Consider the following 24,177-nt stretch of genomic DNA (forward strand, 5'->3'; position numbering starts at 1 on the left):
GACCCCACGATCAACGCAACGAAACCAGCCCATAGCGTTGCAATGAATGAAGGTGAAAGCTATGACTCCAGAGCGCGCGCACCCGGCGCGCAGGTGTCCCGCAGGACGGCCCGTTCCGCGGCAGGCAGGGTGGCCGCCGAACCGCGCCGGCCATGGTCGAGCAGAGCGGATCCGGCGCGCAGCCACCGAGGGTCGGGCGCCACACCGATGAACCCGGCCAGGCGGGTCAGCTCCTCGACGGGGTGGTCCAGGAGGTTCTCGTACGAGAGGGTGGCGCGCCGGTCGGCGGGGAGTCCGCGGAGGAACTCCGTTCCCTCGGTGACGAGTTCGGACCACAGCGTGCCGAAGGTCCGCAGGGGGATGTGCCGGTCGCGCACGAGGGACGGGTCGAAGCGGTCGTCGAGCAGGGGCGCGAGGTCGGGCGGCAACGCGCGGACGTGCTCGGTGGTCAGATCGGCGAAGCTGTCGACACCGGAGCGGGTCCTGATCTCCCGGAGCAGGGAGATCGCGCGGTACCCGGGGTGGCGGCTCATGGACAGGGCGCAGTCCGGGCCGTCGCGGAACATGTGCACGAACCTGGCCTCGGGGAAGGCCTCCCGCAGACCCGGGGCCCAGCCGGTCGAGTAGCCGGAGCGCTCCACGACCGCGGTGCGTCCGAACCGGGCGCAGAGCAGGTCGAACAGGACCCGGTGGTGTTCGGCGGCGGGGCGCTCCGGCCACCGGACCACCGCCGCGCCGAGTTCGTCGAGGAGGGTGTCCGGGTCGTCGGTGAGGTGGGGCAGCACCATCAGGGAGAGCGCGGGGATGCCGGAGGTGCGCGCCGAGTATCGGCCGGGGCGCCGGGTGTGGAGGAACTCCGGCAGCGGCAGCCCGCTGCGGATCATCCGTTCGAAATGCGGGGCGGGCCGGGAGAGCGCCCGCCAGAACTCCTCGCCGTCCACCCGCCCCGGGGGAAAGGCCGCGTCGCCCACCGAGGCCATGTACTCGTTGAGGCTCAGGACGTCCGGGTGGGCGTTGAGGATGCGTGACAGCGCCGTCGAGCCGCTGCGTCCCGTACCGAAGACGAAGGTCAGAGAACGCATGTTCCTCTTTCGGGGTGAAGGCCGGCCCCGGCGGGTGGCCCCGCCGGTTCAGATGTGCCTGGGGTAGCGTCGCACGCCCACGAGGAGCACGCCGACACCACCGAGCAAGTCGAACACGGCTGCGATCAGCAGGAGTTGACGGTTCGGTGGGGGCGTGCCCGGACCCTTATGATCTTGGGCATGACTGTGCAGAACGTTGACAGAACCCTCTCCCGTAAACAGCGGCTTCAGGAGAAGCAGCGCCGCCAGCTGTCGGTCGTCGACACCGTGGACAAGGCGGAGGGCAAGGTCCGCAAGGCGGAGGCCGAACTCGCCGTGGCCGTCACCGAGGCGGTTCAGGTGTTCGGGGACGAGCAGTCGGCGTCCGACGCGCTCGACATGTCGGTCGAGGCGATCCGGCGTTTTCTGCACATGGCCCGCAGCGAGGCGGACGCCGCCGACACCCCGGCCGAGGCTACGGCCAAGTCCTGAGCCGGCGTCGCCGCCGAGTCCCGAGCCCGCGTCGCCGCCGACTCGGGGGCACGCGTCGCCGCCGACTCCGGGGCCCGCGTCGCCGTCAGGGCCTGCGCGGGCGCACCCTGACGTCGGTGCCGTTCACCCGGACGGTGACCCTGCCCCGGCTCCGCGCCCGGTCGGCCACGATCTCGTAGGACGTGACCTTGCCGTCGCGCCACTCGCAGGCGACCTGGTAACCGCCCCGGGCGCGCAGGCCGGTGAAGGACCCCTCGGTCTTCCACGCGTCCGGCAGGGCGGGCAGCAGGTGGATGCTTCCGTCGTGGCTCTGCAGGAGCATCTCCGCGACGGCCCCCGAGATGCCGAAGTTGCCGTCCATCTGGAACGGCGGGTGGTTGCAGAACAGGTTGGGCAGCGTGTTGTAGCTCAGCAGGCCGCGCAGCATGATCCCGGCGCGGTGCCCGTCGCCGAGGCGGGCGAAGAGGGCCGCGCGCCACGGCCAGGTCCATGAGCGGCGGCTGTCGCCCGACACGGTCGCGGCCGTGAACGGTACCCCGTCCTTCTCTCCGCAGCGCGCCTTGAGGGAGACGAGGGCCGCCGCCGCGAAGTCGGGCGTCCTCGGGGTGATCTGGCGTCCCGGGTAGACCGCGAAGAGGTGCGAAGTGTGGCGGTGGATGTCGGTGGGGCTGTCGATGTCCTCCTGCCACTCCTGCAACTGCCCCCATCTGCCGACCTTGTTGGGCGCCAGACGGGCCTGCATGTCCGCGACCTCGGCCCGGTACTCGGGGTCCGCGTCGAGGACCGCCTCGCAGTCGAGGTAGTTCTGGAACAGGTCCCAGATGATCTGCTGGTCGTACATGACGCCGTCCTCGCGGGGCCCGTGCTCCGGGGACCAGCCGTTCGGCGCCACGAGGAGTCCGTCCGCACGCTCCTTGAGCTGGTCCTCCCAGAACTCGCAGATCTCCTTGATCATCGGATGCGCGAGGGTGCGGAGGTAGGTCAGGTCCTGGGTGAACGCCCAGTGTTCGTAGAGGTGTTGGGCGTACCAGGCGCTCGCGACGGTGTTCCACTCCCAGGCGTTGCCGCCGAAGACACTCTGGCTGGTGCGCGCGGTCCACCCACGGGTGTCGGCGCCGAAGGCATTGCGGGTGGCCACCCGGCTGGGCACGGCCACCTGCTCGATGAACCCGACGAGCGCCTCGTGGCACTCCGGCAGGTTCGTCGTCTCCGCTCCCCAGTAGTTCATCTGGACATTGATGTTGGTGTGGTAGTCGGCGGCCCACGCCGGCTGGTTGCTGTCGTTCCACAGGCCCTGGAGGTTGGCGGGCAGGCCCTTCGGGCGGGAGGAACTGATCAGCAGGTAGCGGCCGTAGTCGAACATCGTCTGTTCGAGGGTCGGGTCCTCCCCGCCCGCCGCGTAGCGCGCCAGCCGGGCGTCGGTCGGCAGGGCGAGGACGGCGTCCTCGGTGGTGCCCCAGTCGACCGAGACACGCTTCATGAGGGCGCGGGTGTCGGTGGTGTGCCGCTTGCGCAGTGCGGCGTAGGAACGGGCGGCGGCCTTGTCGAGCGTCCGGTCGACGGCTGCCTGCGGATCGGGTCCGCGCCATCCGGCGGCGGCGTCGAGCCGGTAGTCGGTGCGGGCGTCCAGGAGCAGGGTCAGCGTCGTGCATCCGCTGAACCGGAGGACCGACCCGTCGGCGCCGAAGTCGCCGTCGGTGTGCACGGCCCGGACGGTGCACGCGTGCTTGAGGCCGTTGCCCATGACGCCCTTGAAGGCGATCCGGCGGGCGGCGGCGTCCACGGTCGTCGGGGCCTGTTCCTGACCGGAGGTCAGCGAGATCGCTCCGGAGAGTCCCTCGGGCGCCTCCGTCGTGTACCGGAAGACCATGACGTCGGCGGCGCGGCCGGCGAAGGCCTCCCGGACGACGCGCCGCCCCGGTGCGCCGAAGCGGGTGACGTGGACACCGTCGACGAAGTCGAGGGCGCGCCGGTAGTCGACGACCGTGCGCCGGGTGCGGGTGTCGAAGTCCTCGCCCGCCAGGGCGATCTCGGCGATCCGGCAGGCTCCGGCGGAGGCGTCGGGGGTCAGGGTGAGCCGGTAGACGCGGTAGGCCGTGGTGTTGGTGAACCGGAAGGTGCGCGTCTCGCCCCGGTCGGCGAACGGCCCACCGGGCCGCCGTGTGTCGAGGGTCACCCAGGTGCTGCCGTCCTTCGACGCCTCCAGCGTCCAGTGCCGGGGGTCCTCCTGGGCGCGGTCCGGGGCCGCCGTCAGGGTGTACGAGGTGACGGCGACCGCGCGGGGCAGATCGGCCTGCCAGACCAGCGCGGGTGAGGTCCCCGCGACCCGCCAGACCGTGGCCGGGTCGCCGTCCACGGAACATGAGATGTCCGTGGAGCGGGCGCCGGAGCCGGACCCGTGGGAGGACCCCTCGGTCTCCCCGCTCGGCGACGACAGGTACACCGCCCCGGACGCGCCGAGGTCGACGCCGGTCAGGCCGATCTCACCGACCTGGAAGTGGCTGACGCCGGCCTTGGGGACGAAGTCGAACCGGTAGAAGCGGTAGGCCGCCGGGTTCGCGCAGGTGAACCGCTTCGTCTGGAAGCGGCTCTCGAAAGGCGCCCCGAGCGTGCGGCTGTCCAGCACGGTCCAGGCGGCACCGTCGGCGGAACCGGAGAGCGTCCACTCCTGCGGGTCGCGCTGCGGCACGTCATTGGCGCTCGTCAGCCGGTACGAGGCGACCTCCACGGGGGCGGGGAGCTCGACCTGCCACAGCACCTTCGCCCCGGGGCCCTCGACGCACCACTTGGTGGCCGTCTCGCCGTCGTACGTCTTGTCGACGCCCTCGGACGGAGAGCTGCTGTACGGTCCCCCCGGAGCCGTGACCTCGGCCCGGGGCGCGTCGGCGAAGGTGATCACGAGGTCGCCGAAGTCCCGGTACGAGCCGAAGCCGTTCATGCCGGTGTCGAAGTCGCTGTCCGGTCTGCCGGCGAGGGCGTTGTCGTAGTCGTTCACCCCGCCCCACAGGCTCTGTTCGTTGAACTGGACGCGCTCCTCGTGGGGGTCGGCGAAGAGCATGGCGCCGAGCCGGCCGTTGCCGATCGGCAGGGCCTGCGCCTCCCAGTTCATGGCGGGGACGGTGTAGCGCAGGGCGTCGCGCGTGAGGGCCGGCGGGCGGACGGACTGCGGGTCGCGTGTCCCGGTGGCGGGCTGTGCCGTGGCGGTGGTGCCCGTCAACCCGGTGGCCAGAGGTGCGAACGCGAGGGCACCGCCGAACTTGAGGAGGCTTCGTCGCTGCGGTGGGGATGCATCGATCACGGTGAGATCTCCCGGCCCAGTCATCGGCTCTTTACGGCAGTTTCGGCGCCACGTCGACCTCGGTCGGAGGCTCGATCATCGTTGCCGGACAATACATCGGATGTCTAGGGGTGTGCGCGAACGCCAGGGAGAAGGCAGCGGCACAATGACGCCATGTCACGCCACACGGGCCCCAACTGCCCTCCGTCATCGGATCCTTGGGCGTGCCAGGAGAGGACCCCGTGAGCGAGGACCAGACCGCCGACGTCGCGCGTGAGCGCCCGGAGACCCCGGAGACCCCGGACACCACGACGGCGCACAACGCCCGCGTCTGGAACTACTGGCAGGGCGGCACGGACCACTACGAGGTCGACCGGCAGGTCGGGGATCACGTCGCCGGGATGATCCCCGTCATCCGGGACATCGCCTCCGCCGACCGGCGGTTCCTGGTCCGCGCGGTGCGCCGGCTGACCGCGGAGCACGGGATACGCCAGTTCCTCGACATCGGCACCGGACTGCCCGCGCTGGAGAACACCCACGAGATCGCGCAGCGCATCGCCCCCTCGTCGAGGATCGTGTACGTCGACAAGGACCCGCTGGTGCTCGCCCACGCCCGCACCCGGCTGACCGGCACCGAGGAAGGCGCCGCGGTCTACATCGACGCCGACGCCCATGACGCCGACACGATCCTGCGCATCGCAGGAGAGACACTCGACCTCGGCGAGCCCGTCGCGCTGATGCTGCTCGGCATCCTCAACTTCGTCCTCGACGACGCCGAGGCCCGCGCCATCGCCCGGCGGCTCCTCGAACCACTCGCCCCCGGCAGCTTCCTCGTGCTGACGCACCCCACGACCGAGCCCGAACTCGGCGGCGACCTGCAACTGGAGGCCATGGAGTTCTGGAACGCCCACGCCGAACCACCGGTCACCGCCCGCGGCAGCGCGGAGATCGCCCGGTACTTCGACGGTCTCACCCTGCTGGAGCCGGGCCTCGTCCCCTGTTCGCGGTGGCGCCCCGACCCTGGTGACGAGCGCACGGTGGTACCGCAGTTGGGTGCGGTGGCGCGCAAGCCATGACCTCCGCCGCCCGTGGTGTCAGGGCCGGGCGAGCCGGGGGACGAGGAGTTCGGCGTTGCCTCCCGAGGCGAGTTCGACGGCAGAACCGGGAGCGCGGCGGAGGCGGCCCGGCGGCCTCACTCCCGGTTCTGCCGTCGGGGCCGCGGCCGGTGCGCCGCCGCGCTCAGCACTCGATGACGTTGACGGCGAGGCCGCCGCGGGCGGTCTCCTTGTACTTGACCTTCATGTCGGCACCGGTCTCCTTCATGGTCTTGATGACCTTGTCGAGGGAGACGTGATGACGTCCGTCGCCCCGCATCGCCATACGGGCGGCGGTGACGGCCTTCACCGCCGCCATGCCGTTGCGTTCGATGCAGGGGATCTGGACGAGGCCGCCGACGGGGTCGCAGGTGAGGCCGAGGTTGTGCTCCATGCCGATCTCGGCGGCGTTCTCGACCTGTTCGGGGCTGCCGCCGAGGACTTCGGCGAGTCCACCTGCCGCCATGGAGCAGGCGGAGCCGACCTCACCCTGGCAGCCGACCTCGGCGCCGGAGATGGAGGCGTTCTCCTTGAAGAGGAGGCCGATGGCACCGGCGGCGAGCAGGAAGCGGACGATGCCGTCGTCGTCGGCGCCCGGCACGAACTCCAGGAAGTAGTGGAGGACGGCGGGGATGATGCCGGCCGCGCCGTTCGTCGGCGCGGTGACGACCCGGCCGCCGGCGGCGTTCTCCTCGTTCACGGCCATCGCGTAGAGGGTGATCCACTCCATGGCGCGGGCCAGCGGGTCACCCTCGCTGCGCAGGGCGCGCGCGGCCGCGGCGGCCCTGCGGCGCACCTTCAGACCGCCGGGGAGGATGCCCTCCCGGCCCAGGCCGCGTGCGATGCAGGCCTCCATGACGTGCCAGATCTCCAGCAGGCCCGCGCGGATCTCCTCCTCGCTGCGCCAGGCCTTCTCGTTCTCCAGCATCAGCGCGGAGATCGACAGGCCGGTCTCCCGGGTGAGCCGGAGCAGTTCGTCGCCGGTGCTGAACGGGTGGGGCAGCACGGTGTCGTCGAGTGTGATCCGGTCCGCGCCCGCGGCTTCCTCGTCGACCACGAAGCCGCCGCCGACGGAGTAGTACGTCTTCTCCAGCAAGGGTGCGCCGTCGGCGTCGTACGCGAAGAGGATCATGCCGTTGGCGTGGTACGGCAGTGAGCGCCGCCGGTGCAGGACCAGGTCGGCCGCGGTGTCGAAGCCGATCTCGTGCGCGGGGCCGATCTCGGCGCCGAGCAGACGGAGGCGCCCGGTGGCGCGGATCCGTTCGACGTCCGCGTCGGCTCCGGCGACGTCGACCGTGTGCGGCTCGTTGCCCTCCAGGCCGAGCAGCACCGCCTTGGGGGTGCCGTGGCCGTGGCCGGTGGCACCGAGGGAACCGAACAACTCCGCCCGCACGGCGGCGGTCTGGGCCAGCGCTCCGTCCTGCTTCAGCCGCCTGACGAACATCCCGGCGGCGCGCATCGGGCCCACGGTGTGCGAGCTGGACGGGCCGATGCCTATGGAGAACAGGTCGAAGACACTGATTGCCACGCCACGCTCCGTGGGTTGGAGGGGCGTGCCGATCGGTGTCGGCACGCCCGCTGCGGGAGGTTGTCTCTCTTACAGGCCGGGGTAGAGCGGGTGCTTGTCGGCAAGTGCCTTGACCCGGGTCTTGAGCGCTTCGGCGTCGTAGGCCGGCTTGAGTGCCTCGGCGATGACGTCGGCGACCTCGGTGAAGTCCTCGGCGGTGAAGCCCCGGGTGGCCAGGGCGGGCGTGCCGATGCGCAGGCCGGAGGTGACCATCGGCGGACGCGGGTCGTTGGGGACCGCGTTGCGGTTGACGGTGATGCCGACCTCGTGGAGGCGGTCCTCGGCCTGCTGCCCGTCCAGCTCGGAATGGCGCAGGTCGACCAGGATCAGGTGCACGTCGGTGCCGCCGGAGAGCACGTCGACACCGGCCTCGCGGGCGTCCGGGGCCGTCAGCCGCTCCGCCAGGATCCGCGCGCCCTCGACCGTGCGCCGCTGGCGCTCCTTGAACTCCTCGCTCGCGGCGACCTTGAACGACACCGCCTTCGCCGCGATGACGTGCTCCAGCGGACCGCCCTGGAAGCCGGGGAACACCGAGGAGTTCAGCTTCTTCGCGAACTCCTTCTTCGCCAGGATGATGCCGCCGCGCGGTCCGCCGAGCGTCTTGTGGGTGGTCGAGGTGACCACGTCCGCGTACGGCACCGGGTTGGGGTGCAGCCCGGCGGCGACCAGACCGGCGAAGTGCGCCATGTCCACCCACAGTCGGGCGCCGACCTCGTCGGCGATCCGGCGGAACTCCGCGAAGTCCAGCTGACGCGGGTACGCCGACCAGCCCGCGATGATCACCTTGGGCCGGTGCTCCTTGGCCAGGCGCTCCAGCTCCGCCATGTCGACCAGGCCGGTCGCGGTGTCCACGTGGTAGGCGACGACCTCGAACTGCCTGCCCGAGAAGTTCAGCCGCATGCCGTGGGTGAGGTGGCCGCCGTGCGCCAGGTCCAGCCCGAGGATGGTGTCGCCGGGCTGGGCGAGGGCGAACAGCGCGGCCTGGTTGGCGGAGGCGCCCGAGTGCGGCTGCACGTTGGCGTACTCGGCGCCGAACAGCTCCTTCACCCGGTCGATGGCGATCTGCTCGGCGACGTCGACGTGCTCACAGCCGCCGTAGTAACGGCGGCCCGGGTAGCCCTCGGCGTACTTGTTGGTCAGGACCGACCCCTGCGCCTCCATGACCGCCACCGGAGCGAAGTTCTCCGAGGCGATCATCTCCAGGGTGGACTGCTGACGATGCAGCTCGGCGTCGAGGGCGACGGCGACCTGGGGGTCGAGGTCGTGCAGGGACTGGTTGAACGAGGTCATCGGCGGTCTCCTGTGCGGTTTCCGGAGGGAGGAGGCGAGGGCGGGACGCTCACGAGCGGGACGCTCAGGACACGGCGACCGCGGCGACGGGGACGAGGGTGCGGCGGAGCCGGTTGAAGAACTTCGGCTGGTTCAGGGAGAGCACGGCCACCGGGTCGCCCTGGTGGCGGTAGACGGCGGTGAAGGTACGGCTGTCCGGATCGCCTTCGACGACCTCGGGGACGGCGCCCGGGGCGACGTACCCGGCGAGCTGGATGCGCGTGCGGTACTGGTCGGACCAGAAGTAGGGGGCGGTGACCGGGGAGGGCGCGGACACCCCGGTCAGCAGGGTGCGGGCGGCGGTCCTCGCCTGCTCGGTGGCGCTGCTCCAGTGCTCGACACGGGCGTGCCGTCCGGTGAACGGGTGGGGGCAGCGGGCCACGTCGCCGACGGCGACGACACCGGGGACGGTGGTCGCGCAGCCGGTGTCGCACACCACGCCGTCGTCCACCAGCACTCCGGAGCCGGCGAGCCAGTCGGTGTTGGGCCGGACGCCCACGCCGACGACCACGATGTCGGCGGGCAGCACCCGTCCGTCCGCCAGCCGGACACCGGTGACCCGGTCCTTGCCGAGGAGTTCCGCCACGCCGGTGCCGCACAGCAGGGCGACGCCGTGGTCGGTGTGCAGGGAGGAGCAGACCAGGCCCATCTCTCGGCCGAGTTGCCGCTCCAGCGGTACCTCGGCCGCCTCGACGACGGTGACGTGCAACCCCAGCCGGTGGGCGGTGGAGGCCACCTCGGCGCCGATGAACCCGGCGCCGATGACGACCAGCCGGGGCAGGCCGTTCAGCAGCTCCGAGCGCAGGGCCAGGGCGTCGTCCAGGGTGCGCAGGGTGTGGACGCCGGCCAGTCCGTCGGAGCCGGGGAGGGTGCGCGGGCTCGCGCCGGTGGCGACGACCACCCCGTGGGTGCGCACCTGACGGCCCCCGGTCAGGGTGACGGTCCGGGCGGCCGGGTCGAGGCGCACCGCCCGTTCGCCGAGCAGCCAGTGCACGTCCAGGTCGTCGTACTCGTCGGGGTCGCCGAGAGCGAGCGCGTCGGCGTCGAGTTCGCCCTTGAGGAAGTCCTTGGACAGCGGCGGACGGTCGTAGGGAGCGTGGCGCTCCTCCCCCACGACGACGATCTCGCCGTCGTAGCCCTCCGCGCGCAGCGCGCGGACCGTGCTCAGGCCCGCCAGCGACGCTCCGACGACGGTGATGCTCCTCATGCGGGCTCCAGACGGGAGGGTGTCTCACATCGCACAACGACGCGCATTATGTGCAACATGGTTTCGGCGGAATTCTGAGGTGTCAAGGGGCCGGGACGGGGTCAGTGCCCCGGGGCCACGTCGAGCTTGTTCTGCAGCCAGGTGTGGAACTCGCCGATGTGGTGCTCGCTGGGCACCAGCACGCCACCCTTGGCGTAGGCCTTCGAGCTCATCGCCGGCTGGGTGCGCTCACAGGCGTCGAAGTCCTGCTGGTTCACCCGGTGGAAGAGCTCCACCGAACGCTCCACGTCCTTGCCGCTCTCCACGACGTGCGGCAGGTAGAGCCAGTCGCACTCGACGATCGTGCGGTCGGCCGCCATCGGGTACATCCGGTGGAAGATCACGTGGTCGGGCACGAGGTTGATGAACACCTGCGGCTTGACCGTGATCGCGTAGTAGCGGCGGTCCTGGTCCTCGGCCACACCCGGGATGCGGTCCAGCCCCTCGGAACCGTCGACGGTGAACCCCTGGACCTCCTCACCGAACTCCGCGCCATGGCCCACGTAGTACTGGGCCGCATACCCGTCCGCGAACTCCGGCAGCACCTCGGTCAGTTCGGGATGGATCGTGGCACAGTGATAGCACTCCATGAAGTTCTCGATGATCAGCTTCCAGTTCGCCTTCACGTCGTACGTGATCCGGCGCCCCACGGACAGGTTGCCGATGTCGTACCGCTCGATCGACTCCAGGTCACCGAGCCGCTCGACGACCGCGCCCAGCACCTCCGCCTCGAAGGACGGCGGCTCGTCGGCCAGGCACACCCACACATAGCCGAGCCACTCCCGCACATGGACGTTGACCAGGCCGTACTCGGTGCGGTCGATGTCCGGCATCGAGGTCAGGTTCGGCGCGGCGATCAGCTTGCCGTCAAGGCCGTACGTCCAGGCGTGGTACGGACACTGGAAGGCCCGCTTGACCTCGCCCGACTCCTCCAGGCAGAGCTTGGCCCCGCGGTGCCGGCAGATGTTGAGGAAGGCCTTGATCGAGCCGTCCCGGGAGCGGGAGACGAGGACGCTCTCGCGGCCGACCTGGTAGGTGCGGAAGGCGCCGGGCTTCGCCAGCTCGGAGGCGCGGGCCACACAGAACCACATGGCCTCGAAGACCCGCTCCTGCTCCTGGGCGAAGACTCCGGGGTCCGTGTAGTACTCGCCGGACAGCGTGGGGATCAGGCTGGGCGGCAGATTCGTGAGGGTCATCGAGTCACCTTCGGAAAATGTCGGGAAGCGGGGCGGGCGGTTCAGTGGCCGCGGGTGATCCACTCGTCGAGGTGGGGCGCCTCGGCGCCGATCGTGGTGGTGTCGCCGTGACCGGTGTGGACGGTGGTGTCGGCGGGGAGCGCCAGCAGCCGGTCCCGGATGGAGGCGATGATGGTGCCGAAGTCCGAGAAGGAGCGACCGGTCGCGCCGGGGCCGCCCTGGAAGAGGGTGTCGCCGGAGAACAGAGCGTTCAGCGCGGGCGCGTGAAGGCAGACCGCACCGGGCGAGTGGCCGGGGGTGTGCAGCACCGTCAGCTCGACGCCGGCGACACCCAGGGTCTCGCCCGCGGCCAGTTCGCGGAACTCGGGCGCTCCCTCGCCGTGCGCCATCTTCCACAGGACGGTGTCGGCGGGGTGGAGCAGGATGGGCGCCTCGTGACGGGCGGCCAGGGCCGGGGCGGCGTTGACGTGGTCGTTGTGGGCGTGGGTGCACACGATGGCGACCAGGCGGCGGTCGCCGACGGCGGCGGAGATGGCGTCCGCGTCGTGGGCCGCGTCGACGACGAGCACCTCCTCGTCGTCGCCGATCAGCCAGACGTTGTTGTCGACCTCCCAGGTGCCGCCGTCCAGTTCGAACGTGCCGGAGGTGACGAGGCGCTCGACGCGGGCGGTCACAGGACCACCACCGAACGCAGGACGTCGCCGTGGTGCATCTTGGCGAACGCGGCCTCGACGTCGTCCAGGCCGATGGTCTCGGTGACGAACTCGCCGAGGTCGAAGCGGCCCTGGAGGTAGAGGTCGATCAGGGCGGGGAAGTCGCGGGAGGGCAGGCAGTCGCCGTACCAGGAGGACTTCAGGGCGCCGCCGCGGCCGAAGACGTCCAGGAGCGGCAGTTCGAGCTTCAGCTCGGGCGTGGGGACGCCCACCAGGACGGCGGTGCCGGCCAGGTCACGGGCGTAGAAGGCCTGCTCGAAGGTCTCCGGGCGGCCCACCGCGTCCACGACGACATCGGCGCCGAAGCCCCCGGTGAGCTCGCGAATCGCCTCGACGGCGTCGGTCTTGGAGGAGTCGACGGTGTCGGTGGCGCCGAACCGCTCGGCCCACTTCAGCTTCCGCTCGTCGACGTCGACGGCGATGATGCGGCCCGCTCCGGCGACCTTGGCGCCCGCGATCGCGGCCATGCCCACGCCGCCGCAGCCGATCACGGCGATGGAGTCGCCGCGCCCCACGGCACCGGTGTTGACCGCGGCGCCGAATCCGGCCATCACACCGCAGCCGAGGAGGCCGGCGGCGGCCGGGGAGGCCATGGAGTCCACCTTGGTGCACTGTCCGGCGGCGACCAGGGTCTTCTCGGCGAAGGCGCCGATGCCGAGAGCCGGGGAGAGCGGGGTGCCGTCCGCCAGGGTCATCGGCTGGGTGGCGTTGTGCGTGGCGAAGCAGTACCAGGGCCTGCCTCTGCGACAGGCGCGGCAGGTGCCGCAGACGGCACGCCAGTTGAGGATGACGAAGTCGCCGGGGGCGACGTCGGTGACGCCCTCGCCGACCGACTCCACCACGCCCGCCGCCTCGTGGCCGAGCAGGAAGGGGAACTCGTCGTTGATCCCGCCCTCCCGGTAGTGCAGGTCGGTGTGGCAGACACCGCAGGCCTGCACCCGCACCAGCGCCTCACCGGGGCCGGGGTCCGGCACCAGCACGGTCTCCACCGAGACCGGGGCGCCCTTCTTGCGGGCGACGACGGCGCGTACCTCGTGTGTCACGGTCGATCTCCTCGTCGAGGGAGGGAGGGGAGGGGGCGGCGTGGGGGGACGGAGTGGGGAGGGGAGGCACTTCATCGGGCCCGGGTGGAGACCGTGGCCGGGCCCCTCCGATCGCTACGTCTCATATAGCGCAACCATCTTCGCTATGAGCAACGACGACCAAACTGTCTCCTCGGGGACACCCACTGTCAAGGGGTTGGCCGCGCCGACTTGCCCGCTCCCCCTCGCCGCCTCCCCCTTCCCCGACCGGGGAGGTCCGTGCGAGCATGCGAGCGACTGGTTCCGGCCAAGGTCACCGCACTCGCCGAGCCCCTCGGAACCTCCGGGGCGACTGCGTATAGTTGCACCATGAGCAACTACGCGGCAGAGGGCGCAACGACGGGTCCCGCGGTGAACGGCGTGCAGTCCGTAGACCGTGCCGTCAGCGTGTTGGAGATCCTCGCCCAGCGCGGCGAGGCCGGGGTCAGTGAGGTCGCCGCCGAGATCGACGTCCACAAGTCGACCGCGTTCCGTCTCCTCGGGGCGCTGGAGGCACGCGGACTGGTCGAGCAGACGGCCGAGCGGGGCAAGTACCGGCTCGGCTTCGGCATCGTGCGGCTCGCCGGCGCCGTCACGGGCCGGCTCGACATCACCCAGCAGGGCCGGCAGGTCTGCGAGCGACTCAGCGAGGAGATCGGCGAGACCGTCAACATCGCCGTGCTCCAGGAGCACTACGCGGTCAACCTCCACCAGGTACGCGGCCCCGGGGCGGTCGGCACCCACAACTGGGTCGGCCAGCTCACCCCCGTGCACGCCACGTCCAGCGGCAAGATCCTGCTGGCCCACCTCCCGGAGCGGGAGCGGGCCGAGGTGCTGGAGGCGTCCGGACTGCGCAGGCTGACACCGCACACGCTGACGTCAAGGACGAAGCTGGAGCAGGCGCTCACCGAGGCGCGCGAGCGCGGGTACGCGGTGACGCTGGAGGAACTGGAGATCGGACTGCACGCCATGGCGGCCCCGATCCGCTCCCGCGAGGGCGAGGTCATCGCCGCGCTCAGCGCCTCCGGCCCGGCCTACCGCTTCACCGAGGAACGCATCCGTGAACTCGTGCCCGTCCTGACCCGGGGCGCGGAGGAGATCAGCCGCAGGATGGGCTATCTGGGCTGAGCGCCCGTGCGGGGCCCCGCGCCCGGCGCCGCGAGGCCCCGGACGACGGGCAGCACCCGCCGCAGCTCCCCCTCGACCGACGGCCGCACCGCGCCGGGACCGGTGGACTCACCGCCCACGTCCACGATGTCCGCGCCCTGACTCCAGCAGGGCGCGGACATGTGCCACGGCCGCGTGAGCCGCGACGGTCACCGGTGTCCGGCCTTCGACGCGCTGACCGGGACTGACGGGGACGCGCAGGGCTCAGACGTACTCCGTCGCCGCGTCGAGCAGCCAGTCCGCCAGATAGCCGGCGAACGACGAACGCACCAGGACCCAGAAGCCCGCGCCGGGCTCCTCCCGCGCGACCAGGACGACCTGGGCGCGGGCCAGGGTGGTCTGGGCGCAGCGGCCGGGACCGAAGGCCCTCGGGTGCAGGTCCAGCGCGCAGCCGTGGGCCAGCAGGTCGCGGGCGGCGGAGCCCGCGACGAGGACCGTGGTGCGCTGCGCGGAGACGTCGGTGACGGAGACCGGCTCCTCCCCGGCGGCCTCCCGGATCCGGCTCTCCAGCTCGCGCGCGCCGCCCGGCGGCCCCACGAGCAGCCACTCGTCGGGGCCGAGCCACAGCGCGGTCAGCTCCCCCGCGCGGGCGACGGTGTCGGGCTCCAGCGGCAGCGGGAGGCCCAGCGCGAGGCCGACGGCGTCCGCCGCGGCCCCCTTGGCGTCGAGACGTACGTCGAGCTGGGTCAGGAAGGGCAGTTCGGCGAGCCTGAGCTTCCCTCCGGAGGTGCGGGTGGCGGCGGCCAGCCGGTCGGCGGCCCCCGACAGGGGGCTGCGGAGCCGGGAGGTCGGGGCGGTGTCAGCCATCGCGGCGGGCTCCCTCGGGATCGTAGAGGACAGGGCTGGCGACGGTCACGGGGACCAGCCGGTCGCCCACGGGGGCGTACAGCCGCTCGCCGATGCGGTCCCGGCCGCCCTTGACCAGGGCGAGCGCGAAGGTCCGGCCGAGGGCGGAGCTGCGGTAGCTGGAGGTGACATGGCCGAGCATCGGGACGGGCGGGGCCGGCAGCACGCTGTCGGCGACCAGGTGGGTGCCCTCGGGCAGGAAGTCGCCCGGGTCCTCGGGGAGGAGCCCGACCAGGTGCTTGCGGTCGGGCCGGACGGTGTCGGGGCGGGTGTAGGACCGCTTGCCGACGAAGTCCGACTTCTTCTTCGAGACCACCCAGCTCATACCGAGGTCCTGCGGGGTGACGGTGCCGTCGGTGTCCTGGCCGATGATGGGGTAGCCCTTCTCGGCCCGCAGGACGTGCATGGTCTCGGTGCCGTAGGGCGTGATGCCGTACGGGGCGCCGGCCTCGTACAGCGCCTCCCAGAGGGTGAGGGCCTCCCACGGCGAGACGTTGATCTCGTAGGCGAGTTCACCGGAGAAGCTGATCCGGCAGACCCGGGCCTCGATGCCCGCGACGGAGGTCTCGCGCCAGGCCATGAAGGGGAAGTCCTCGTTGGCGACGGCGAGCCCGGGGGCGAGGGAGCCGATCACCTCGCGGGACTTCGGACCGACGAGGGCGACGGTGGCCCACTGCTCGGTCACGGAGGTGCAGTGGACCTTCAGCTCGGGCCACTCCGTCTGGAGCCACTCCTCCATCCAGTCGAGGACGGTGGCGGCGTTGCCGGTCGTCGTGGTGACCAGGAAGCGGTCCTGGGCCACGCGGATGACCGTGCCGTCGTCGAAGACCATGCCGTCCGGGCGGCACATGACGCCGTAGCGGATCATGCCGACCTTCAGGGTGCTCATCATGTTGGTGTAGAGCAGGTCGAGGAAGACACCGGCGTCCGGGCCCTGCACGTCGATCTTGCCGAGGGTGGAGGCGTCCATGAAGCCCACGCCCTCACGGGTGGCGGCGCACTCGCGCAGCACGGCGGTCTCCATGTCCTCGCCGTCCTGGGGGTAGTACCAGGGGCGCTTCCACTGCCCGACGTTCTCGAACAGCGCGCCGTGCCCGACGTGCCACTCGTGCAGGGCGGTCGTCCGGACCGGATCGCTGAGCACGCCCCGGTCGCGGCCCGCGAGGGCGGCGAAGGAGACCGGGGTGTACGGCGGACGGAAGGTGGTGGTGCCGAGGGCCGAGACGTCCACGCCGAGCAGTTCGGCGACGGCGCCGCTCGCCAGCACGCCGGAGGTCTTGCCCTGGTCGTTGGCGGTGCCGGCCGTGGTGTACCGCTTGGTGTGCTCGACCGAGCGGAGGCCGGCGCCGGTCGCGCGGGCCAGGTCGGCCACCGTGACGTCGCGCTGGAGGTCGACGAACCGGGGGGCGTCCGTCTCTCCCGGGACGACGTACACATGCATCGGCGGCGTCGGGGCGGGCCGCGCGGCCACCACCGGGAGACGGGGCGCCTCAGCCGTGTACCCCTCGGCCTCGATCGCGCGGGCACCGGCGGCGGCGCCCTGGGCGAGGACGTCGGCCGGGTCGAGGAGACCGCTCGCGCTGCCGACGACCTCCACCGCCTGGCGGCCGGTGTCGGGCACGAAGGATCCCAGCGACTCGTCGTGGCGCAGCTTGCCGCCCGACTGGCTGAACAGGTGCGCCACCGGGTTCCAGCCGCCGGAGACCAGCAGCAGGTCGGCGGCGAACTCCCGCTGTCCGGCGGTCTCGCCGTACGGGGCGACGGTCACGGAGGTGAGGCGGGGCTCGCCCTCGGTGCCGGTGACGGCGTGCCCGGCCAGGACCTCGATGCCGGCGGCCGTGGCGCGCTCGGCCCACTCCCCCGGTTCGGGGCGGGTGTCGACGATCGCGGTGACCGTCAGGCCCGCCGAGGCGAGGTCCAGGGCGGCCTCGTAGGCGCTGTCGTTGGTGGTGAGGACGACCGCGTGGCGGCCGGGCAGGGCGCCGTGGCGGTTGACGTGGGTACGGGCCGAGGAGGCCAGCATCACGCCGGGGCGGTCGTTGTCCGCGAAGGCCAGGGAGCGTTCGTGGGCGCCGGTGGCGAGGACGACGCGGCGGGCGCGGATGCGCCAGACGCGTTCGCGGGAGACGTGTCCGGGAGCGGCGCCGCCGAGGTGGTTGGTGCGGCGCTCGACGGCGAGGAGGTGGTTGTCGTCGTAGTAGCCGAAGACGGTGGTGCGGCGCAGGACCCGGACCTCGGGGGCGGCGTCGAGCAGTGCGGCGGTCTCGCCCACCCAGTCGAGGTGTTCGCCGGTGCCGAGGAGGCTGCCGCCGGGTTCCGGCTGGTCGTCGGCGAGGATGACACGGGCGCCGCTGTGCGCCGCCGCGGCGGCCGCCGCGAGGCCGGCCGGGCCCGCGCCCACGACCAGCAGGTCGCAGTGGGCGTGCACGGCGTCGTAGCGGGCCGGGTCGGGCTCCGTGGCGAGGCGGCCCTGGCCGGGGAGGCTGGTGGCGACCAGGCCGTCGTAGAGCTCGACGGTGGTCGCGGGCAGCATCGGCTCGGGGAAGGGCTCCTCGATCTGGATGACCGCGTTGGGCTCTTCGACGCCGGCGGAGAAGATGCCGCGGGGGCGGCCGAGCTTGATGCTGGTGCCTGCCTGGACGACGCCGTTGGCGAGGAGGGCGGAGGCGAGGGTGTCGCCTCGGTGGCCCTGGTACTCGGTGCCGTCGAAGGTGAAGGTGAGGGTGGTGTCGCGGTCGACGCGGCCTCGGGTGGGGTGGCGGAAGGGTTGGGTCGTCCCGCCCCCGCCGCCCCTACCCGTCCCGTCCCTGGGAGCTGCGCCCCCAGACCCCCCTTCGGCCTGAACGGCCTCGTCCTCAAGCGCCGGACTGGCTGAGTGTGCCGGGCTCGGCTCAGAAGTGACCGGAAGCGGCTCCGACTCGGACTCCGGACGGGCTGGAGGTACCGAGCCGGGCCGGGGTGTGAGCCCCTCAGGGGTCTCCGGGCGTTCCTCGCCCGAGCGGTACACCGACAGGATCTCGTTCGTCGCGGTGTCACGGACCGCGTTGAACCAGCGGCGGCAGCCCGCCGCGTGACTCCAGCGCTCGGCGAACGGGCCCTTGGTGTTGTCACGGAAGAAGAGGTAGCGGGCCCACTCCTCGTCGGTGAGGGCCGAGGGGATCTCGGGGTAGGCCACATGGGCCTGGCCGCCGTAGTGGAACTCGGCCTCGTCGCGGGGCCCGCACCACGGGCAGGTGATGAGCAGCATGGTTGGGCTCCCTAGTGGGCCACCGCGGCCGCGCCGTGCTCGTCGACGAGCGCGCCAGTGGTGAAACGGTCGAGCGAGAAGGGGGCGTTGAGGGCGTGCGGGGTGTCGTGGGCGATGGTGTGGGCGTAGACCCATCCGACGCCCGGGGTGGCCTTGAAACCGCCCGTTCCCCAGCCGCAGTTGAGATAGAGGTTGTCGACGGGACTGAGCCCGATGATCGGCGAGGCGTCGGGGCTGACGTCGACGATGCCGCCCCAGGTACGCAGCACATGGGCGCGGGCGAAGACCGGGAAGAGCTCCAGGGCCGCGGCCATCTGCTCCTCGACGATGTGGAACGCGCCGCGCTGGGTGTACGAGTTGTACGCGTCGATGCCCGCGCCCATCACCAGCTCGCCCTTGTGCGCCTGGCTGACGTACACGTGGACGGCGTTGGACATCACGACCGTGGGGTGCACCGGCTCCAGGAGTTCGGAGACCAGGGCCTGCAACGGGTGGCTCTGGACCGGCAGTCGGATGCCGGCCATGGCGGCGAGGACCGAGGTGTGGCCCGCCGAGCAGAGCGCGACCTTGCCGGCCGCGATGCGGCCCCGGGTCGTCTGCACGCCGACGACGCGGTTGTCGACCACGTCCAGGCCGGTGACCTCGCAGTTCTGGATGATGTCGATGCCGGCCGCGTCGGCGGAGCGGGCCAGGCCCCAAGCGACGTGGTCGTGCTTGGCGATGCCCGCGCGCGGCTGGTAGGTGGCACCGAGGACGGGGTAGCGCACGTCCTGCGAGATGTTGACGATCGGGCAGACTTCCTTGACGCCGTCGGCGTCGAGCCACTCCGCGTCGACGCCGTTGAGGCGGTTGGCCTCCACGCGGCGCACACTGTCGCGGACGTCCTGGAGGCTGTGCGCGAGGTTCAGCACACCGCGCTGGGAGAAGAGGATCGGGTAGTCGAGCTCCTCCTCCAGTCCCTCCCAGAGCTTGAGGGCGTGCTCGTAGATGCCGGCGCTCTCGTCCCACAGGTAGTTGGAGCGGATGATCGTGGTGTTGCGGGCCATGTTGCCGCCGCCCAGCCAACCCTTCTCCAGCACCGCGACATCGGTGATGCCGTGGTTCTTCGCCAGATAGTGGGCGGTGGCCAGGCCGTGGCCGCCGCCGCCGACGATCACCACGTCGTACGACTTCTTCGGCTCGGGGTCACGCCACAGCCAGTCGGGGTGCTCGGGGAGGTCTGCGCCTGGGGTACGGGGGCTCATCGGACGTCTCCGTCTTCCGAAAGGTGCGGATGCTGCAGGTACGGGGGGACGTGGGCGTTCATACGGCGGTGGCGTTCCTCTCGGCGGCCTCGACGACGTTGGCCAGCAACATCGCGCGGGTCATGGGGCCCACTCCGCCGGGCATCGGCGCGATCCAGCCGGCGACCTGGGCGGCGTCCGGGTGGATGTCGCCGACCAGGCCCTGGTCGGTGCGGGTGATGCCGACGTCCAGGACGGCCGCGCCGGGGCGCAGCATGTCCTTGGTGATCAGCCCGGGTGAACCGGCCGCCGCGATGACGATGTCGGCCTCGCGGGTGTGCCAGGCCAGACCCTTGGTGCCGGTGTGGCACAGGGTGACGGTGGCGTTCTCGGAGCGGCGGGTGAGCAGCAGGCCGATGGGACGGCCGACGGTGATGCCCCGGCCGACCACGCAGACCCGGGCGCCGGCGAGCGGCACCCCGTGGCGGCGCAGGAGTTCGACGATGCCGCGCGGGGTGCAGGGCAGCGGGGCGTCGACGCCGAGGGTGAGCCGGCCCAGGTTGACCGGGTGCAGTCCGTCGGCGTCCTTGGCCGGGTCCATGCGTTCGAGCACGGCGTTCGCGTCGAGGTGGCGCGGAAGCGGGAGCTGGACGATGTAACCGGTGCAGGCCGGGTCGGCGTTCAGCTCGTCGATGACGTCCTCGACCTGCTGCTGCGAGGCGTCGGCGGGCAGGTCGCGGCGGAGGGAGGCGATGCCGACCTGGGCGCAGTCGCGGTGCTTGCCGGCCACGTAGGCGTGGCTGCCGGGGTCCTCGCCGACCAGGACGGTGCCGAGGCCCGGCGGACGGCCGCCGATGGCGGTCAACTTGGCCACGCGCTCCGTGAGTTCGCGGCGGATGTCGGCGGCGGTCGCCTTGCCGTCGAGCAGCTGTGCGTTCACCGGCGGTGTTCCTCCCTCTGCGGTCGCGGCCGGGTGTCAGCCACGGAGGCGGGACATGGTGGGATCGAACAGGGGCTCCTCGGTGACGACGGCCTCGACGCGCTGATCGAAGTAGCCGATGTGCAGCGCGGTCCCGGGTGCCGTGAGTTCCGTGGGAAGCCAGGCGTAGGCGATGCCCTTGCCGATGGTGTAGCCGTAGGCGGCGCTGGTGACGTAGCCGACGGGGCGGTCGCCGTCGAGGACCGGTTCCTTGCCCATGACGACCGACCGGGGGTCGTCGATGACGAGGCAGGTCAGCTTGCGCCGGACGTTCTCCTTGCGGCGCAGCAGCGCGTCCTTGCCGATGAAGTCGTCCTTGTCGAGCTTGACGGCGAAGCCGACGCCGGCCTCGTAGGGGTCGTGCTCGTAGGTCATGTCGGTGCCGAAGGAGCGGTAGCCCTTCTCCAGGCGGAGGCTGTTGAAGGCGCCGCGGCCGGCGATGACGCCGCCGAGGGGCCTGGCCGCCTCCCACAGGGTGTCCCAGAGCTTCTGGCCCTGGTCGGCGGTGGTGTAGATCTCCCAGCCGAGTTCGCCGACGTAGCTCAGGCGCATCGCGGTGACGGGCACCGAGCCGATGTACGCCTGCTTGGCACGGAAGTACTTCAGGCCGTCGTTGGTGAAGTCGGCGTCGGTGAGGGGCTGGAGGACCTTGCGGGCCAGCGGACCCCACAGGCCGACGCAGCAGGTGCCGGGGGTGATGTCACGGACCTGGACCGTGCCGTCGGCCGGGAGGTGGCGGGTGATCCAGTCCAGGTCGAGGTTGCCGTTGGCGCCGATCTGGAAGGTGTCGCGGGCGAGCCGCGCGACGGTGACGTCGCTGCGGATGCCGCCGTCGTGGTCGAGGAAGAGGGTGTAGGTGACCGAGCCTACGGACTTGGCGACCTTGCCGGTGCACAGGCGCTCCAGGAGGTCGGCGGCGCCGGGGCCGCTCACCTCCAGGCGTTTGAGGGCCGTCATGTCGTACATCGCGACGGTCTCGCGGGTGGCCTGGGCCTCGGCGCCGACGATCGGGGACCAGTACTGCGCGGCCCAGTCGTTCGGGGTGGGGATGGAACGGCCCTCGACGAGGCCGGCGTTGGCCTCGTACCACTGCGGGCGCTCCCAGCCGCCCGCTTCCAGGAAGAAGGCGCCGTGCTCCTTCTGCCGGGCGTGGAAGGGGCTGGTGCGGATCGGGCGCGGGTCGCCGGACGGCTGGAGGGGGTGGAGGATGTCGTAGACCTCGACGAAGTTCTGGCAGTCGCGGGCCAGGACGTACTCCGGGGAGAGCTGGTGCGGTTCGAAGCGGTTGACGTCGCACTCGTGCAGGTCGAAGGAGGAGCAGTGGCCGTCGACCAGCCATTCGGCCATGGCCCGGCCGACTCCGGCGGAGTGGGTGACCCAGACCGCCTCGGCGACCCAGAAGCCCTTGACGTCCGGGGACTCGCCGAGCAGCGGGAAGTTGTCGGTGGTGAAGGAGAACAGACCGTTGATGCCCTCCTCGATGTCCGCCTCCTTGGTGGAGGGGAGCAGCGACTGGGTCTCGGTCCAGGCGTCGGCGAAGTCGTCCTCGGTGAACTTCAGGACCGACGGCATGCTGTCGGCCTCGTCCACGGAGAGGATCTCGTCGGCGGTGATGGGCATCGGGCGGTGGCCGTAGTAGCCGATGCCGATGCCGTCGAAGCGGTCGCGGTAGTAGAGGTCGGCGTCCTGGTGGCGCAGGATCGGCCGGATCGCCTCCTCGGTCTGACCGGCGAGGGCCGGGATCGGGCCCGTCCAGGCGAGCTGGTGGGCGAGCGGGGTCAGCGGGAGGTTCATCCCGACCATACGGGCGATCTTCGGGCCCCAGATGCCGGCGCAGCACACGACGATGTCGGCGGGGATCTCGCCCTGGTCGGTGAGGACCGCGGTGACCTCGCCGTCGGCCTTCAGGACGTCGAGGACCTCGTGGCGGGCCAGGAAGGTCACGCCGCGCTCGGTGGCCCGGCGGATCTGCGCCTCGACGGCGAGGACGGCCTTGGCGAGGCCGTCGGTGGGGACCAGGAGGCCGCCGAGGACCTTGTCGGGGTCGATGAGCGGGTGGCGCTCGACGCACTCGTCCGAGGTGAGCAGGCGGGCCTCGATGCCCCAGGCGGTGATCCAGCCGTGCCGGCGGCGCAGTTCGGTCAGGCGCTCGGGGGTGGTGGCCACTTCGAGGCCGCCGACCTGGAGGAAGCAGGGCTTGCCGTCCACGTCGAGGGAGCAGAACTTCTCGACGGTGTACCGGGCCAGCTCGGTCATCGTCTTGGAGGAGTTGGTCTGGAAGACCAGGCCCGGGGCGTGTGAGGTGGAGCCCCCGGTGGCGGGGAGCGGGCCCTGGTCGACCACGGTCACCTCGGTCCAGCCTCGCGCGGAGATCTCGTCCGCGAGAGCCGCTCCCACGACTCCCGCTCCGATGATGACCACTCGGGGTCCCGCCATCGCCGCACCTCCGCCTTGTTGACCGGTCAAGCCGATCGAGTTGCTGTTTACGCAACGCGATTCAGGTTGCGCAACTCAATGTGCCTTCCGCGCAGGTGGGTGTCAAGGGCCCCGGGACCTCGGAAAACGGGCCGGAGAAGAAGCCGTGCCGGAGACCGGGGAAGAGGCCGGAACACGGCGATGCCCGGTGGGCGGCGCGCAACCCGCGCGCCGCCCACCGGGCATTTCTCCGACCGGATTCCCGCGTCCGGCCCCTGCCGCTACTTCAGCCAGGCGTCCACCTTGACGCGGTTGTCCTCGACCCACTTCTTCGCCGCGGCCTCGGGCGTCATCTTGTCCACCGCGATGTACTTGGCCACGATGTTCTGGTCGTCGTTGGTCCAGCTGAAGTTCTTCACCAGGTCATAGGCCGGACTGCCCGACTCGGCGAACTTCTTGCTGACGATCTTGTCCAGTGTGTAGACCGGGTAGTCGCAGTTCACCTTCTCCGCGTCGGCGTCGCAGCCCGCCTTGTAGTCGGGCAGCTTGACCTTCACCAGCGGCACCTCGGACATGAACCACTGGGGCTCGTAGAAGTAGCCGATCACCCATTCCTTGTTCTTCTCCGCCTTGCGGAAGGTCTGGATGAGGGCGGTCTCGCTGCCCGCGTACACCACCTTGTAGTCCAGGTTCAGGTTCTTCACCAGAGCCTCGTCGTTGGTGACGAACGACGGGTCGCCGTCGAGGAGCTGGCCCTTGCCGCCGGACTCGGACGTCTTGAACTTCGCCGCGTACTTGTTGAGGTTCTTCCAGTCCGTGATGTCCGGGTGCGCCTTGGCCAGCCACGGCGGCACGTACCAGCCGATCAGGCCTTCGTTGCCGGTCGCACCGGCGTCCACGGCGGTCTTCTGGTCGGTGATGTACTTCTTCTTCAGGTCGTCGTGGCCCCAGTTCTCGACGACCGCGTCCACCTCACCGGTCCCGAAGCCCTGCCAGGCGATCTCCTCCTTCAGGTCCTTCTTGGTGACCTTGCAGCCGAGGTCGTTCTCCGCCACGTAGGCGAGAACCGCCGCGTTGGCCTCGTAGCCGACCCACGGGTTGACCGCGAGGTTGAAGGTGCCGCACTTGGCGGAGCCACCCGAGCCGCCCGCGTCCGAGGAATCCTCACCGACCTTCGCACCGCCGCAGGCGGTGAGGGTGAGGCCGAGAACCGCGATGCCGGCCGCGCCGACTCTCCATCGTGTTGCATGCCTTGCCATGGTGA

17 protein-coding genes and 1 pseudogene are annotated in these 24,177 nt (G+C 71.3%); 3 read left to right on the plus strand and 15 right to left on the minus strand.

The annotated features are described in order from the left end of the window. Window positions 1–59: 59 nt before the first annotated feature. Window positions 60–1,082, minus strand: coding sequence for a sulfotransferase (locus ACZ9QC_RS01800; RefSeq protein WP_472918457.1), 1,023 nt, complete (start codon window positions 1,080–1,082; stop codon window positions 60–62). A gap of 180 nt (window positions 1,083–1,262) precedes the next feature. On the opposite strand from ACZ9QC_RS01800, the gene ACZ9QC_RS01805 reads away from it, so the two are divergent. After that, window positions 1,263–1,553 carry a hypothetical protein gene (locus ACZ9QC_RS01805; RefSeq protein WP_472918458.1) on the plus strand — a complete coding sequence of 97 codons (291 nt, stop codon included), beginning with the start codon at window positions 1,263–1,265 and terminating at the stop codon, window positions 1,551–1,553. 85 nt (window positions 1,554–1,638) lie between these two features. Here ACZ9QC_RS01805 and ACZ9QC_RS01810 read toward each other — a convergent pair whose 3' ends face one another. Continuing rightward, window positions 1,639–4,851: a glycosyl hydrolase family 95 catalytic domain-containing protein gene (locus ACZ9QC_RS01810; RefSeq protein WP_472918459.1), complete on the minus strand. Its 3,213-nt coding sequence runs from the start codon at window positions 4,849–4,851 to the stop codon at window positions 1,639–1,641. Between the two features lie 221 nt (window positions 4,852–5,072). Here ACZ9QC_RS01810 and ACZ9QC_RS01815 point away from each other — a divergent pair, with 221 nt between their 5' ends. Next, the gene (locus ACZ9QC_RS01815; protein ID WP_472918460.1) at window positions 5,073–5,906 is read left to right on the plus strand and encodes an SAM-dependent methyltransferase; all 834 of its coding nucleotides are present in this window, start codon (window positions 5,073–5,075) and stop codon (window positions 5,904–5,906) included. 163 nt (window positions 5,907–6,069) lie between these two features. On the opposite strand, the gene ACZ9QC_RS01820 is transcribed toward ACZ9QC_RS01815, so the two are convergent. The 6 genes from ACZ9QC_RS01820 to ACZ9QC_RS01845 all read right to left on the minus strand — a co-directional run bounded on the left by ACZ9QC_RS01820 (window position 6,070) and on the right by ACZ9QC_RS01845 (window position 13,018). Next, window positions 6,070–7,452 (minus strand): L-serine ammonia-lyase, encoded by a 1,383-nt coding sequence (locus ACZ9QC_RS01820; protein ID WP_472918461.1) that lies wholly within the window; start codon window positions 7,450–7,452, stop codon window positions 6,070–6,072. 69 nt (window positions 7,453–7,521) lie between these two features. Next, a complete protein-coding gene (gene glyA / locus ACZ9QC_RS01825; protein WP_472918462.1) occupies window positions 7,522–8,781 on the minus strand; it encodes a serine hydroxymethyltransferase in 1,260 nt (419 codons plus the stop codon). A 64-nt stretch (window positions 8,782–8,845) separates the two neighbouring features. Next, window positions 8,846–10,027 (minus strand): NAD(P)/FAD-dependent oxidoreductase, encoded by a 1,182-nt coding sequence (locus ACZ9QC_RS01830; RefSeq protein ID WP_472918463.1) that lies wholly within the window; start codon window positions 10,025–10,027, stop codon window positions 8,846–8,848. A gap of 101 nt (window positions 10,028–10,128) precedes the next feature. Next, window positions 10,129–11,262, minus strand: coding sequence for an aromatic ring-hydroxylating oxygenase subunit alpha (locus ACZ9QC_RS01835; protein ID WP_472918464.1), 1,134 nt, complete (start codon window positions 11,260–11,262; stop codon window positions 10,129–10,131). Window positions 11,263–11,303: 41 nt separating this feature from the next. Then, a complete protein-coding gene (locus tag ACZ9QC_RS01840; RefSeq protein WP_472918465.1) occupies window positions 11,304–11,936 on the minus strand; it encodes an MBL fold metallo-hydrolase in 633 nt (210 codons plus the stop codon). Then, window positions 11,933–13,018 (minus strand): S-(hydroxymethyl)mycothiol dehydrogenase, encoded by a 1,086-nt coding sequence (locus ACZ9QC_RS01845; protein ID WP_472918466.1) that lies wholly within the window; start codon window positions 13,016–13,018, stop codon window positions 11,933–11,935. Before ACZ9QC_RS01845 ends, ACZ9QC_RS01840 begins: the two co-directional genes overlap by 4 nt. A gap of 348 nt (window positions 13,019–13,366) precedes the next feature. Here ACZ9QC_RS01845 and ACZ9QC_RS01850 point away from each other — a divergent pair, with 348 nt between their 5' ends. Next, complete coding sequence (locus ACZ9QC_RS01850; RefSeq protein WP_472918467.1) at window positions 13,367–14,164, plus strand: IclR family transcriptional regulator; 798 nt, start codon at window positions 13,367–13,369, stop codon at window positions 14,162–14,164. Between the two features lie 20 nt (window positions 14,165–14,184). Here ACZ9QC_RS01850 and ACZ9QC_RS01855 read toward each other — a convergent pair. From ACZ9QC_RS01855 to ACZ9QC_RS01885, 7 genes and pseudogenes are all read right to left on the minus strand, one after another. Continuing rightward, window positions 14,185–14,307 (minus strand): annotated as a pseudogene (locus ACZ9QC_RS01855) (dihydropteroate synthase); the annotation flags it as partial. A 100-nt stretch (window positions 14,308–14,407) separates the two neighbouring features. Continuing rightward, window positions 14,408–15,010 carry a sarcosine oxidase subunit gamma gene (locus ACZ9QC_RS01860; protein WP_472918468.1) on the minus strand — a complete coding sequence of 201 codons (603 nt, stop codon included), beginning with the start codon at window positions 15,008–15,010 and terminating at the stop codon, window positions 14,408–14,410. Then, window positions 15,003–18,296: a sarcosine oxidase subunit delta family protein gene (locus ACZ9QC_RS01865; protein ID WP_472918469.1), complete on the minus strand. Its 3,294-nt coding sequence runs from the start codon at window positions 18,294–18,296 to the stop codon at window positions 15,003–15,005. Before ACZ9QC_RS01865 ends, ACZ9QC_RS01860 begins: the two co-directional genes overlap by 8 nt. Before the next feature lie 11 nt (window positions 18,297–18,307). After that, on the minus strand, window positions 18,308–19,540 hold the full coding sequence (locus ACZ9QC_RS01870; protein ID WP_472918470.1) for a sarcosine oxidase subunit beta family protein: 1,233 nt from the start codon (window positions 19,538–19,540) through the stop codon (window positions 18,308–18,310). 58 nt (window positions 19,541–19,598) lie between these two features. Then, window positions 19,599–20,459 (minus strand): bifunctional methylenetetrahydrofolate dehydrogenase/methenyltetrahydrofolate cyclohydrolase, encoded by an 861-nt coding sequence (locus ACZ9QC_RS01875; protein ID WP_472918471.1) that lies wholly within the window; start codon window positions 20,457–20,459, stop codon window positions 19,599–19,601. A gap of 36 nt (window positions 20,460–20,495) precedes the next feature. Then, window positions 20,496–22,934, minus strand: a complete 2,439-nt coding sequence (locus ACZ9QC_RS01880) for a GcvT family protein (protein ID WP_472918472.1) — start codon at window positions 22,932–22,934, stop codon at window positions 20,496–20,498. Between the two features lie 260 nt (window positions 22,935–23,194). Further along, a complete protein-coding gene (locus ACZ9QC_RS01885) occupies window positions 23,195–24,172 on the minus strand; it encodes an ABC transporter substrate-binding protein (protein WP_472918473.1) in 978 nt (325 codons plus the stop codon). Between the last annotated feature and the right edge of the window lie 5 nt (window positions 24,173–24,177).

Source organism: Streptomyces sp. HUAS MS02 (assembly GCF_055702265.1).